Annotated in this window: 11 protein-coding genes and 2 pseudogenes; 12 read left to right on the top strand and 1 reads right to left on the bottom strand. The window is 57.3% G+C overall.

The annotated features are described in order from the left end of the window. Positions 1 to 102: 102 nt before the first annotated feature. The 3 genes and pseudogenes from L2A60_RS18625 to L2A60_RS18620 all read left to right on the top strand — a co-directional run. A pseudogene (locus tag L2A60_RS18625) lies at positions 103 to 453 on the top strand (zinc-binding dehydrogenase); the annotation flags it as partial. Between the two features lie 305 nt (positions 454 to 758). Next, positions 759 to 1,061: pseudogene (locus L2A60_RS20965) on the top strand (thiamine pyrophosphate-binding protein); the annotation flags it as partial. Positions 1,062 to 1,130: 69 nt separating this feature from the next. After that, positions 1,131 to 2,372: a thiamine pyrophosphate-binding protein gene (locus L2A60_RS18620; RefSeq protein ID WP_329603603.1), complete on the top strand. Its 1,242-nt coding sequence runs from the start codon at positions 1,131 to 1,133 to the stop codon at positions 2,370 to 2,372. Positions 2,373 to 2,439: 67 nt separating this feature from the next. On the opposite strand, the gene L2A60_RS18615 is transcribed toward L2A60_RS18620, so the two are convergent. Further along, a complete protein-coding gene (locus L2A60_RS18615) occupies positions 2,440 to 3,897 on the bottom strand; it encodes an APC family permease (RefSeq protein ID WP_235705973.1) in 1,458 nt (485 codons plus the stop codon). 513 nt (positions 3,898 to 4,410) lie between these two features. Between L2A60_RS18615 and L2A60_RS18610 the strand changes: the two genes are divergently transcribed. The 9 genes from L2A60_RS18610 to L2A60_RS18570 all read left to right on the top strand — a co-directional run bounded on the left by L2A60_RS18610 (position 4,411) and on the right by L2A60_RS18570 (position 12,648). Then, on the top strand, positions 4,411 to 5,343 hold the full coding sequence (locus L2A60_RS18610; protein ID WP_235705972.1) for a LysR family transcriptional regulator: 933 nt from the start codon (positions 4,411 to 4,413) through the stop codon (positions 5,341 to 5,343). Positions 5,344 to 5,455: 112 nt separating this feature from the next. Beyond that, complete coding sequence (locus L2A60_RS18605) at positions 5,456 to 6,187, top strand: succinate dehydrogenase/fumarate reductase iron-sulfur subunit (protein ID WP_235705971.1); 732 nt, start codon at positions 5,456 to 5,458, stop codon at positions 6,185 to 6,187. Then, entirely contained in the window at positions 6,184 to 6,513 is a 330-nt protein-coding gene (locus L2A60_RS18600; RefSeq protein ID WP_235705970.1) for a succinate dehydrogenase, read from the top strand. Before L2A60_RS18605 ends, L2A60_RS18600 begins: the two co-directional genes overlap by 4 nt. Continuing rightward, positions 6,510 to 6,860, top strand: a complete 351-nt coding sequence (locus L2A60_RS18595) for a succinate dehydrogenase (protein WP_235705969.1) — start codon at positions 6,510 to 6,512, stop codon at positions 6,858 to 6,860. The genes L2A60_RS18600 and L2A60_RS18595 overlap by 4 nt, the downstream gene beginning before the upstream one ends. A gap of 9 nt (positions 6,861 to 6,869) precedes the next feature. Then, on the top strand, positions 6,870 to 8,606 hold the full coding sequence (locus L2A60_RS18590; protein WP_235705968.1) for an L-aspartate oxidase: 1,737 nt from the start codon (positions 6,870 to 6,872) through the stop codon (positions 8,604 to 8,606). 12 nt (positions 8,607 to 8,618) lie between these two features. Then, on the top strand, positions 8,619 to 9,578 hold the full coding sequence (locus L2A60_RS18585; protein WP_235705967.1) for a fumarate hydratase: 960 nt from the start codon (positions 8,619 to 8,621) through the stop codon (positions 9,576 to 9,578). 5 nt (positions 9,579 to 9,583) lie between these two features. Next, positions 9,584 to 10,252 (top strand): fumarate hydratase C-terminal domain-containing protein, encoded by a 669-nt coding sequence (locus tag L2A60_RS18580; protein ID WP_235705966.1) that lies wholly within the window; start codon positions 9,584 to 9,586, stop codon positions 10,250 to 10,252. Positions 10,253 to 10,295: 43 nt separating this feature from the next. After that, positions 10,296 to 11,342: a TauD/TfdA family dioxygenase gene (locus L2A60_RS18575; RefSeq protein WP_235705965.1), complete on the top strand. Its 1,047-nt coding sequence runs from the start codon at positions 10,296 to 10,298 to the stop codon at positions 11,340 to 11,342. Positions 11,343 to 11,580: 238 nt separating this feature from the next. Continuing rightward, on the top strand, positions 11,581 to 12,648 hold the full coding sequence (locus L2A60_RS18570; protein WP_235705964.1) for an MFS transporter: 1,068 nt from the start codon (positions 11,581 to 11,583) through the stop codon (positions 12,646 to 12,648). Positions 12,649 to 12,716 lie beyond the last annotated feature (68 nt).

The raw sequence follows: 12,716 nt of genomic DNA, 5'->3' as shown, positions 1-12,716 counted from the left end.
TCCCAAGCACTTTGATGACCCGAAGCTTCCCGTCCATTCGCCTGTGTCCACTACCCGAAATAATGGACACAACCCGATCACACGCCCTCCCTCACGCCAAGGTGCCGAGAAATGCGCGCTTACGTTGATCTCATCATTGATGCGGTGGGGGCCGCGGCAACCCGCAGCGCCGCCAGCCGGCTCGCAAAGCCGGGCGGCCTGATCGTCCATATCGGACTGCTTCCTGGCCACGACGGGTTCGATATCCGCCGTATCACGCTCCAGGAAATCACCGTGCGCGGCAGCTACTGCTATACTGTTGCCGATTTCCGCGACGTGGTCGGGGCACTCGCGCAGCACGGCTTCGGGACACTCGAATGGGTGCAGCGAATGCCGCTAAGCCGGGGGCCCCAAGCCTTTAAAACGCTCGATCGCGGCGATCTGCCGGCGGCAAAAATCATTCTGGAGCCTTAATCTGTCTCCGGTCAGCGGTTTCACTCAACATTGGGTACATCAGCCTCGAACAGACAGAGCGCCAATCCGCAGCATCCGGTGTCCACGAAACCGCAGGAAGGTCAGAAGATCGCACAAATGGTGATTTCGATCTCCAGAAGCGAGAGAGGCTCGTCACCGACATTCACGACGTTATGTTCGACACTGACCGACCGAGCATGGGGGATTCCCCGGATGAGCCTCGCGGTTGTGAACGCCGAACCTTGGATTGTTCTGGAAATTGCATGCAATAAAACCAAAATCGTCAAGCAGAGAGTGACTGGTGTATGAGCATGATCGTGCGTGGCTCCGATGTCGTGATCCGAACGCTGCTTCGGGCTGGAACCCAAACGGTTTTCACGCTGTCCGGCAACCATATCATGTCGATCTTTGATGCCGCAATCGGCCAGCCCGTTGCACTCATCCACGCCCGCCATGAAGCGGCCGCAGTTTCCATGGCCGATGCCTATGCGCGCATGAGCGGTTCCGTGGGGATTGCGCTGGTCAGCGGCGGGACCGGGCATGTTAATGCTCTAGGCGCACTTTGCACCGCGCGCGCTGGCGAGACGACCTTACTGCTGTTATCAGGACACGCATCGCTCGCCGAATGCGGCAATGGGGCCTTTCAGGAGTTGGATCAAGCCGCGCTCGCAGCCCCTTTGACTAAAGCGTCGTGGACGGTGCGGTCGGTCGATACTTTGGCCGATGATCTGGCAACGGGGATTCGGATCGCCCGCTCCGGCAGGCCAGGTCCGGTTCATATCAGCCTGCCAAACGATATTCTGGAAGCGAGCGCCGCGCCGGCAACACTGGAAGATGCACAAGCGTTTGCGCCTGACCGCCAAGCGCTTCCGCGCGGGACGGCCGCGGCGGCGATCGGACTGATGCGCGACGCCGAACGGCCATTGGTCATCGCACCACCCGCGCTTTGCACGGCAGCGGGTCGGGCCGAACTGGAGCGCCTGTCTCGACTTGGGGTTCCGGTCATCGCGATGGAAAGTCCGCGCGGGCTCAACGACCCCTCGCTTGGCGCAATCGGCGCGCTGATCCCGCAAGCCGACCTCATTTTCCTGTTAGGGAAAGCACTCGATTTCACGTTGAACTTTGGTTCGGCTGCGGTATCCGGCTGCCACTGGATCGTCATTGATCCCGAGGCGGCTCTGCTCGACCGTGCCGATCGCCTGTTGCCGGAGCAGCCTGTCCTGCACGCGGTCGCCGATCCGATCGCGGCGATCGACGCCTTGCTAACCGCTTGCGGAACCGCCCCGATCGCTTCGCCGGATTGGTGCGCGACGGTGGCTGAAGCGGTATCTCGCCGTCCGACCGCGCATATCGGCGAGATCGGTTCGAAGCCGAATTCGGCGTTGTTTTGCACCACGATTAATGAGTTTATGAAATCTCTGCAAAACCCGATTTTCGTGTCGGATGGCGGCGAAATCGGTCAATGGGCCCAGGCGCTGATTTCCGCCCCGGATCGGATCATCAACGGTGTGGCTGGCGCGATCGGACCATCCATTCCCTTCGCGATCGGCGCGAAGGCGGCGGCACCCGACCGGCCAGTGCTCGCCGTTCTAGGCGACGGGACTTTCGGCTTTCACATGGCGGAATTTGAAACGGCGGTGAGGCATGGCCTGGCTTTCGTCGCCGTCATCGGCAACGACGGGCGCTGGAATGCCGAATATCAGCTTCAGCTTCGCCAATACGGTTCCGAGCGCGCACATGGCTGCGAACTTGGCCCCGCTACGCGCTACGACGCGGTCGTGGCGGCGCTTGGCGGTTATGGTGAACGCGTTACCACGGTCGATGACCTTACCCCGGCCCTGCAACGTGCCTTCGCAAGCGGCCGACCGGCATGTCTGAATGTTTTGATCGAAGGACTACCGGCCCCGAAACCCGGATGAGCATCACAGTAGAGAGCAACGCGACCCAATGTCGCTCCAGCGGCCGTTTGCTTCGCGCGGCGAGGTCTCAATCGAGTGGTGGCAATTCCACATGCGCATCGAGATCGAAGTTCAAACGCTGCGCCTGCTGCCGCGCCCGACGGAGCAAGGCCCAGGCCACCACGACAGCCACAGCTCCTTGGAACAGCGGCTGGAACACGATCGGGGTATGAGGCACGACTGCGATCGAAAACATCAGGACGACTGAAATGATGATGGATGCGGCCGCGGCGATCAGGGTCCAAGGGTCGCGCCGCAGGGTTGCCGCCCAATCCACGCTCTCGAACCGCCGGTTGAACCGCAGGGCGAGCGCGCTCACCGCCACGAGTAACCAGATGAGGATCGTGCTGAGGGAACGCATGACGACGCCGAGCGCCCAACCAACGTAGGCGGTCTGAAGCAAGAACAGCGAGGCGAGGATAGCAACGCCCGTAAGTGCGGCGGCGGGCACGCGATGCCGGTTGGTCTCTGCAAAGATCGAAGGCATCAGATGATCTTCGGCCCAGGCAAATAAAATTCGCGAATTGACCAGCATCCCCGGTGCGATCGTTTTGCCGACGATCAGAGCCACCAGGATTTCGAGGGTCACGCCAACAATATGCGGTGCGACGACACCGATCAGGCCGGGTGCGGTCGCCAAGGCGGCGTGTTTGCCCTTGATCAGGCCGATGACCGCCCAATACGGTGCCGCGTGAAAGAGTGCTGCCGCGACGACCGTGTATAGGATGATCGAAACGATCCAGCCAAGAACGATGCCTTGCGGCACCGTATGCTCCGCCTGACGCGCCTCGCCGCCCAGGTAAGGCGCTGCGCTAATTCCGGCATAGGCGAAAATGAATAAGGCACAGACGGCAAAAAAGACATGAGTCGAGAGAGGCGGAAGCGGAATCTGCGACAGCAGCGGCAGATGTGTCCGCTGTCTTGCGATCGAAACGAAATGGCCGGGCGCGGTCGCGAACCCATAGATCGTGATGGTAAAGGCCGTTGCCACGATCAGGCCGAACAAAGCATTCACGAAGGTGCCGTAATGCTGCACGCCGCGGATATGGAGTGCATAGATAAGCCAGATCGCCGCAAGTCCAATGAGAACGTGACCGTTCGGAGTCAGGAACCAACGGCCTGCCGGCATGCCGGCATTGAGCAACGCCTGGCCGCCGAAGGTACCGAAGGCGAAGGCGAGAAATCCCATCCCGCCAATATAGCCGAGCCAAAACACGAAACTCGCAATGAACCCGATCGGCAGGTTGAGGCTGCGGACCATCCAAACATAGGCCGATCCGGCGCGCGGCATCGCCTGCGAATAGCGAGAGAATAGGTAGACTTTGGTGATCAGGAAGGCGCCGGTCACAAACATCGCGAGCGGCACGAGATCACGGATCGACGGATAGACGCTGAGGCTCTGCACCGCGACGAAATTGATTCCGGCACCATACTCGCCGGCGACCGCCGACGCCATAATCGCGAACACGCCGACGACTTTATTCAACCGAAAGACTGGTTCAATCGCGTGCTGAAGTCGATGCGGGTCTCGAGATTCGGGCATTTCGACCTCCATTGTTTCGACGACGACGGTTGAGTAGTTCAGCCATTCGGTCTCACCCGCACAGAGCCGGCGTCTTACCAAGGCACGCACAACAACGGTTCCGAACGCGAACTCCGGCCACCGCCACAAATCGCAAGGTCGCAGGTCGCTTCCGAAACATCCTGGGGGCGAGAATTTTCACAAATGGTTTCGCCAATGTATGTTCTGGCCTGCCATCGGACATCGGAACCCTAAGCCGCAGTGGGATCGACGTCTATGCCGCGATCAAAACAACCGTTCTCGGTGTGGCCCTTCCCTCACCGAGTTGAACAGACACGGGGCAGCTTATTTTGCACCAGTCTGGAGCGAAGATATCTCTCGATCATGATAAATGTACGACAGATCCTCCTTGATTAAAATCGAAAATTTATGGATAAATGGTTCAGAAAAAATGTATATACGTGCCGCGCTCCTATCATGTCGATTCGCGACCTGAAGACCTTTCTGGCAATCGCCGAAACGGGTTCCTTTGCGGCTGCAGCCCGTTCGGTCTATCGTACTCAGTCGGCCGTGACCGCGCAGATGCAAGCACTCGAGGAGCGGCTCGATATGGCGCTTTTCGACCGGACAACCAGACCGCCGACACTGACCGAAGCCGGCCGGAATTTCATTCCTCGTGCGGCCGGCGTCATTGCCGACTATGAGCGCTTGTTTCTTGAGCCCGAGGAGCAGCACCTGCAGGGACACTTACGGCTGGGCGCCGTGCCGAGCGTCATCACGGGCCTGGTCCCACGGGTGCTGGTGGTGCTGCGCAAGCGTCATCCTGGGCTGCATGTCGAGTTGGCAATGGGACTGTCCGCGGATCTGGTGAACCGGGTTCGCCGCAATCTGCTGGATGTCGCTCTGATCAGTGATCCGCTTGAGCCCAGAATGGCACTCCGGTGGTCGCCCTTTCTTCGCGAACCGCTCGTGCTGATTGCGCCGATCGACGCGCAAACGCAAAGCGCCGAACAGTTGATCGCAACCTATCCGTTCATCCGCTATACCCAACAGGCATGGGTCGGGCAGCTCATCGACCGGCTGCTTACGCGACGGCGTCTGCGCGTGCACGAGACAATGGTGCTCGACACGCTAGAAGCAATTATCGCCATGGTCCACGCCGGCCTGGGCGTCTCCATCGTGCCTATGCGATTAATCGAGCCACCCGGTTCCCTGCCGGTTCGGCGCGTGACCCTTCCCGGCCCTGCAGTGTATCGGACACTGGGCCTGGTCGAGGTTCAGGATCATCCAAAATCACCCCTAAGCGCCACGTTGCTCGAAGCTTTACAAAGTCTGGCTGACCAGGCCAGCGCAGCGACGTTGGTGGCGCCAGCGCCAGAAATGCGCAGGCGCCGAAAGAAAATTCAATAAAAATGAATAATATGTTCAGTCTTATTCGTTTTATTTGACCTAAATTCCCTGCTACGGAAAGGATGCTGCAACAGCGCGCAACCGGCCGCGCGTGGCCGAAGCAGGATGGGAAATGTCCGAAGCGGTTTCCACGCTAAAAGTCTCATTATGGCGGGGCGGCAGTGATGGCCGGTTCAAGACCTACACAGTGCCGTTGAAGGCCAATCAAACCGTGCTGGACATCGTAACCTGGGTGCAGCGCCATCTCGACCCGACCTTGTCCTATCGCTTCGCTTGCCGGGTCGGCATGTGCGGCTCCTGTGCCATGACGGTAAACGGCCGCCCGCGCTGGACCTGCCGAACCCATGTCACAAAGGTCATCCAAAATGGCATGCTGGAGGTTGCTCCGCTCGCAAACATGCCGGTCATCAAGGATCTAGCAGCCGATATGCGGCCGTTCTTCGAAAAATGGGTGGCGGCCCATGGCACGTTCGCGGCAAGCAAGACGCGCACGGACGCGATAGAACCGATCAAACCGGACGAACCGGCCCGTCGCGCGGCGGATGAGGCGATCGAATGCATCAACTGCGGCGCCTGCTACGCAGCCTGCGACACGGTGCGCTGGAACCCCGACTATCTGGGGCCTGCCGCACTCAACCGAGCCTGGAGCCTGGTAAACGACGTACGGGATAGTGACCGCACCAGCAGGCTTGCCGCAATCTCGGCAGAAGGTGGCTGCCATAACTGCCACTCTCACCAGTCATGTCAGGAACATTGTCCTCAGTCACTTAACCCGACGCGTTCGATCGCTGGGCTCAAGCGGCTTTCGATGCAGGCCTTCGTCCGTGGGGAAATCAACGCATGAACGCCCGTCTGTATTTCTGGCAGAGAGGCTCGGCAGCCCTTATGGTGCCGATGATCGTGGTGCATCTCGCTGTTATTTTCTACGCGACGAGTCAACGCTTGACCGCAGCCGAAATTCTGTCGCGCACGCAAGGGAGCCTCGCCTGGGGCTTGTTTTACGGCGCGTTCGTGCTGCTGGCGTCAATCCATGCGTCGATCGGCACCCGAAATATATTGTGTGAATGGGGACGGCTCAAAAGTGGCAGCGCTGGCGCGGTTGCGTCTGTCTTCGGGGCGGCGTTGATTGCCCTGGGTCTGCGGGCAGTCGCCGCCGTGGTGCTGCCATGAGCGCGTCACGGCGGACGTATCGACGCAACATCCTTTGGAATGCCGCGCTGATCCATCGGCTTTCGGGCATCGGACTTGCGATCTTTCTGCCCCTGCACTTCCTCGTCCTCGGCTTGGCGATCGAGGGGGCTGGTCGGTTAAACGGGTTTCTGCGTCTCACCCAGATGCCGGCGGTCGAATTTGCCGAGGCGGGATTAATTTTTCTACTCGTGGTCCATTTTCTTGGCGGGCTGAGGCTCCTCGCCATCGAAAACCTGCCATGGTTCGGCGGTCAAAAGTGGATCGCAACAGCGATCGCCGCGGTTTCGGGATGCGCCGCCTTCGTCTTCCTCGTCCGCGTACTGTGAGATCATATTATGCTTATTGAACGCTTGCAGACAGACATATTGATTCTGGGTTCCGGCGGGGCGGGCCTGTTCGCTGCATTGCATGCGCATGCCGTTGACCCGGCGTTGAACATTATCCTTGCCACGAAAGGTCTTCTGGGCAAGTGCGGCTGCACGCGGATGGTGCAGGGCGGCTACAATGTCGCGCTGAACCCTGGCGACTCGATCGAACGCCATTTCATGGACACAGTCGAGGGTGGCAAATGGCTGCCCAATCAGGAATTGGCGTGGACTCTGGTCAATAAGGCCGTCGAGCGGGTCCAGGAACTCGAGAACGAGATCGGTTGCTTCTTCGACCGTAATCCCGACGGCACGCTGCACGGGAAGGCGTTCGCGGGCCAAACCTTCGATCGCACAGTGCACAAGGGCGACCTTACCGGGATCGAGATCATCAACCGCTTGATGGAACAAGTCTGGGCACGTCCGAGCATCGGAAAACTGGAGGAGCATCGCGCGGTCGCACTGATAAAGGCGCGCGACGGAGCCGCGATCGCGGGCGTGCTGATGCTGGACATCCGCACCGGCATGTTCTGCTTTGTCCAGGCCAAAGCAGTGCTCCTCGCGACCGGTGGTGGCCCGACCATGTACCGCTACCATACGCCATCAGGCGACAAAAGCATGGATGGGCTGGCCATGGCACTGCGGGTGGGCTTGCCGCTCCGCGACATGGAGATGGTGCAGTTTCACCCGACCGGACTACTCGCCGGACCCGACACGCGCATGACCGGCACGGTGCTTGAAGAAGGACTGCGTGGTGCCGGAGGCCATCTTCTTAATGGCGCGATGCACCGCTTCATGGATAAGTATGATCCAAAGCTGGAGCGTGCTACACGCGACATCGTCAGCCGTGCGATCTATGCGGAAATGAAGGCTGGCCGAACTACCCCGAACGGTGGCGTCTATATCCAGATGAGCCACCTTGGTCCTGCCGTTGTCGCCAAGAAGTTCAAGGGTATGGTGGATCGCTGCCGCGACTGCGGCTTCGATCTTGCCGGCGGCTTGGTCGAGGTGGTGCCGACGGCGCATTACTTCATGGGCGGCATCGTCTGCGCCTCGGATACCGCGACCGAGCTTCCTGGTCTGTTCGTCGCCGGCGAGGATGCCGGCGGGGTGCATGGTGCCAACCGTCTGGGCGGCAACGGCGTCGCCAATTCCACCGTGTTCGGTGGCATCGCCGGCGACGTGATGCCTGGCTGGATCGCCGCAAATCCAGGTTTCCGCACACCTGACGAGGCCATGCTTGTCGCTGAGACCGAACGCGCCTTGTTGCCGTTCCGGAATCCTCAAGGCGATATCAATTCGCTGCGTGAAGCGCTGCTGGATGCGATGTGGGATGATGTCGGGGTGGTGCGCGACGCCGGTGGTCTGGCAGACGGACTCATCAAGATCGCCGCAATTGAAGCTGAACTTCTTGCGACAGGTGTCGCGGACACCGACCGGACCTTTAACCTGACATGGCAGGATTGGCTGAATCTTCGTTCGCTTTGCGAGACCAGCCGGGTCATCGCGCTTGCTGCCATGCGTCGAAAAAACTCCCGCGGCGCACATTTCCGGACGGATTTTCCAGACCCGGGAGATTTCTTGACGTCACGGTTCACGGTCGCGCGCCAAGTCACTGGTCAAATCGAGGTCGGCGAAGCGCCGGTTCGTTTCACCCATGTCAAGCCCGGCGAGAGTCTGCTGCGCGCAGACCTTGCCGCTGAATGATCGAGATCAACCATGATTTCTATTGCCCTTCTGGAAAGAACCGCCGAGGCGCTGATGGCGAAGGCCGCTATCGAAATCCCGGATGATTATCTTGCCGGCCTGCGCCGTTGCGCGGATACCGAAACCGGCGATCTCTCGTCGTTCGTGATCCAGGCCATGCTGGAAAATTATGAAGCGGCGAAGGAGGATCGCCGCGCTATGTGCGGCGATACGGGGGTTCCACGCTGGTATGTGAAATACGCCAATGATGCACGTGTCGAAGGCGGTGCCGTTGCGCTGGAAGCAGCACTTCGCCGCGCCACAGCACAGGCCACTGCCGCGGTGCCGCTACGGTCCAACCGTGTGCACCCGCTCTGGCGCACCGATCATAACAATAATTGCGGCATCTTCGCGCCGGAAATCGATTATGCTTTTCATCCCGAGGGTGAGTGGATCGATCTGACCACGGTGCACAAGGGCGGCTTGTTCGGTTCCGACTACCGCATGTTGTTTCCCGGAGACGGGATCGAAGGTATCAGACGCTTTTTTCTCGATACCCTCATCGGCTTCGGCAAGCGGGGTCTTGCATGCCAGCCCGCGATCGTCGGGATTGGCCTTGGAGGCTCTAAAGATATGTGCATGGTGCTTGGCAAGCAGGCATCCTGCTTGCGCGTCGTCGGCTCTCGCCACCCCGACCCGAAAATAGCCGCCTTGGAAGAAGAATTGAAAGATCTCGGCAATCGGATCGGGATGGGGGCCATGGGTTTCATCGGCAGTTCAATGGTCATCGACTGCCATATCGAGGTAGGCTATTGTCATACCGGCGGTATGCCGATGAGCGTGCACATGTTCTGCCTGTCGTCTCGCCGGGCTACGGCACGCATCTACCCTGATGGCAAAGCGATCTTTCGAACCGATCCTGAATGGTTCACCAACTATATGCGGCGCCCCACGGTGGAGTGGGAATCTCCGCACAGCATGGCAGCGGAGTAGGCGAAATGGCCGGATTGAAAACCGTTACCCTTGATCTGCCAGCGTTGACCGAGCAGTTACGGGCGCTTGAACTCGGGACGGTCGTTTATCTGAATGGTCGCGTCTTCACCGCGCGCGAAGGCGTATATAAGCGTGCCATTGAAGAGAACAAAGGCATGCCAGCGCCACGGGACGCCTTAGGTCTGGTCAACTTTCACTGTTCGCCAGCGGCAGCGATCGAGCCGGATGGGCGCTATACGATGGGGGCCGTCTCCGCCACGGCCTCGTTCCGCTTCGCCAAATGGCTGGACGGGTGGTTCAGACTCTCCGGCTGCAACATCATCATTGGCAAAGGCGGCATGACATCGGCCGATTACCGCAAGCTGTTCGTGCCGCATAACGCTCTGTACCTTACCACGGTTGGATATGGCACGGGAGCATTGCTTGGACGCGGCATCAAGAAAGTTGCGAATGTGCATTGGGTCGAGGAGCTTGGCCTGGCACAGGCGGTTTGGGTGCTCGACGTAGAGCATTTTGGCCCTTTTCTGGTCGAAAGCGATCTTGACGGCAACAGCCTGTTTGAGCGCGAAAACGCGAAAATCGCTGGAAACATTGAACGGCTTTATCAGGGCACGAGGCCGGCCACCCTGCGCCGCTATGGCGAAACAGATGACAAGACACACGAGGTTATCTGATAGCTTTGGCAAAGTGCAGCAATCAACATGTAGGGAAACCGCCATGAAAACCGGCGTATCGAATGCGCAATGCCAGACAAAAACAATCTGCCACACCTGGGTGGATGACTCGAGTGCTTGGACCAAGACAGACTTCGATCGAGATGATAGCTGGATTATCACATTAACTTCTGACGAGATTGACGAATTGCACCAAGCAATTCAGTTCGCACGTAGGCACGATAGAAGTCCTGGTGATCTTACCAAAAGCGATTTTCCTCTGAAAGATTTTGCTTTAAAGTTGGCCAACTGCCTTCATGACGTTCAATATGCAAGAGGTTTCGTCCTGCTTCGCGGCATGGCGGTCTCCGAATGTTCGGAGGAGGACGCGGAGTTACTTTTCCGAGGCATTGGAACTTACCTAGACAACGCTGTCTCCCAGAACGCGAACGGTGATTTGCTGGGTCATGTCCGGGACAGCGGCTACGCCGACTATCGTGGACAAAGCGATATCCGAGGTTATCAGACCCGTGCCAATCTGGAATTTCATACTGACGTTGTCGATGTTGTCGGGCTGATGTGCCTCCGTCCTGCCAAGGAAGGCGGAGAAAGCCTCATCGTCAGCTCAATCACCGTTCACAACGAGCTTCTCAAGCTAAGCTCCCCCCATCTTGGCCTGCTTTACGGCAATTTCCTTTTTGATCGTCGCGGTGAAGAACGTGCGGGCGAACCGCTGTATTTTGTAAGCCCGCTTTACAGCTTCTACGAAGGTGTTTTAAGTTGTCGCCCCGGCCTCATCGACTATATTTTCTCAGCAGAGAAGAAAACGGGGATTCCCTTGAGCCCTGCGCAAAGAGAGGCACTGGATCTCTTTGTAGAACAGACACTCCGGCCCGAGCTTCAACTTTCAATGAAATTGCAGGCCGGTGACATCCAGCTATTAAACAACAGCGTCATTCTACATTCAAGAACTTCTTTTGTTGATCACAAAGAGGCGGGCCGAAAGCGCCATTTGTTGCGGCTATGGGTCAACGTCGAACATGGCCGCCCTGTTGATCCCGATGCTTTTCCCTACCGGAATGGCGTGCCTGTTAAAACAAGGTTGGCATGATGTAATTTTAAATATCAATATATCTATGACCGTCCACTCAATATAATTTTTTATTGAAAAATTTAACGCCTAATATTATTTACATCTATTCTAGGCAAACCGTATATGCCGGAGAGATAGTAAAAATAGGACAAAACAAGGATGTGGCTAGCTACGGAATGGCTATATCCAGGACCATTAAAGATTTTTGTTTACAAACAACAATAACAATCGTAAAAACAAAACCGGATGAAATGCAATGAGCGCCTATACACAGGAACCAACTATAATAAACGCTCCAGAGTTTCGAAAAGCTAAATGGACCATTACAATGGCCGCGTCCTTTGGCTGGTTTTTTGATGCCTATGTTATTACAATATATGCACTGACAATTCCCTTGATAGCAAAAACCTTTGATGTTTCGACTACGCTACTTGCAGGTGGATTGGGATCGATATTCCTCATCGGCTACACTTTAGGAACGATAATTTTTGGAACCTGCGGAGACATTTTTGGCCGAAAAACGATGCTTGGCGTGTCGATAATCGGGTATGGCATTGCTACCGCATTGACCGCCTTGGCGACTGGAATCGTTTCTCTGGCTGTGTTGCGCTTCATCACTGGTCTCGGAGGAGGTGGAGAGCTTGCGGTCGGAGCACCCTTCGTTAGCGAAGTATGGGACCGCAATCACAGAAGTTCGGGCGTGGGCTTCATGTATTCGTTCTATCCGCTCGGCTTTGTCTTCGCTGTTATAATGTTTCATTTGATCGCGCCGGTTTGGGGCTGGCGAGCGGTGTATGTATTTTCGCTCGTTCCCGCAGTGGTCATTCTGGTTCTTCGACTGCGTCTAGAAGAATCACCAAGGTTCCAGAAAGTTGTTTCGCAAATCAAGGAAGGTCATAGCAAGAAAACCCGCCTTATTCAAGCCGTAAAAAATCCGGTTTTAAGATATAGAATATTAGTAGGTTTTTTAATATTTGTATCGTTGACGTACGGTTACTATGCAATGGTCTTTTATATACCAGCATTTGTTGTTCAAAAATATCATTTGACGGCCGCGACGGGAGCTGCGGCGGTTACGTCCCTTCTCCAAATTGCCGGCGTGATTGGTGGATTGACTGGCGGAATCATAGGGGATCGGATCGGCAGAAGAATTCCTGCCATTGTCGCGGCGGTATTGCTTATGGGTAGCATTCTTCTCTGGTGGGGAGCCAATCTATCGCTGACCGGTTTTTGCATCATGACCGTTATTGGAGGCTTTTTAATCGCTTACCTGCTTACCCATCTTGATCAGCCACTTTCAGAGCGGTACAAAACAGAGACATGATGCTGTGAGCGGAGGAAATCGATGGCTCGGAATGCGGTGCAGTTTCAGCGAGGGCTGAGCGAGGCTGA

The organism is Acidiphilium iwatense, from assembly GCF_021556475.1.
Classification (GTDB): domain Bacteria; phylum Pseudomonadota; class Alphaproteobacteria; order Acetobacterales; family Acetobacteraceae; genus Acidiphilium; species Acidiphilium iwatense.
Note: the sequence above shows the minus strand (reverse complement) of the source record. Positions and strands in the feature narration are given on the sequence as shown.

Coding starts and splice junctions, on each gene's coding strand:
- L2A60_RS18595 (WP_235705969.1), top strand. CDS start 6,510: ATGAGCGCGTCACGGCGGACGTATCGACGCAACATCCTTTGGAATGCC.
- L2A60_RS18570 (WP_235705964.1), top strand. CDS start 11,581: ATGAGCGCCTATACACAGGAACCAACTATAATAAACGCTCCAGAGTTT.
- L2A60_RS18605 (WP_235705971.1), top strand. CDS start 5,456: ATGTCCGAAGCGGTTTCCACGCTAAAAGTCTCATTATGGCGGGGCGGC.
- L2A60_RS18580 (WP_235705966.1), top strand. CDS start 9,584: ATGGCCGGATTGAAAACCGTTACCCTTGATCTGCCAGCGTTGACCGAG.
- L2A60_RS18610 (WP_235705972.1), top strand. CDS start 4,411: ATGTCGATTCGCGACCTGAAGACCTTTCTGGCAATCGCCGAAACGGGT.
- L2A60_RS18585 (WP_235705967.1), top strand. CDS start 8,619: ATGATTTCTATTGCCCTTCTGGAAAGAACCGCCGAGGCGCTGATGGCG.
- L2A60_RS18600 (WP_235705970.1), top strand. CDS start 6,184: ATGAACGCCCGTCTGTATTTCTGGCAGAGAGGCTCGGCAGCCCTTATG.
- L2A60_RS18575 (WP_235705965.1), top strand. CDS start 10,296: ATGAAAACCGGCGTATCGAATGCGCAATGCCAGACAAAAACAATCTGC.
- L2A60_RS18590 (WP_235705968.1), top strand. CDS start 6,870: ATGCTTATTGAACGCTTGCAGACAGACATATTGATTCTGGGTTCCGGC.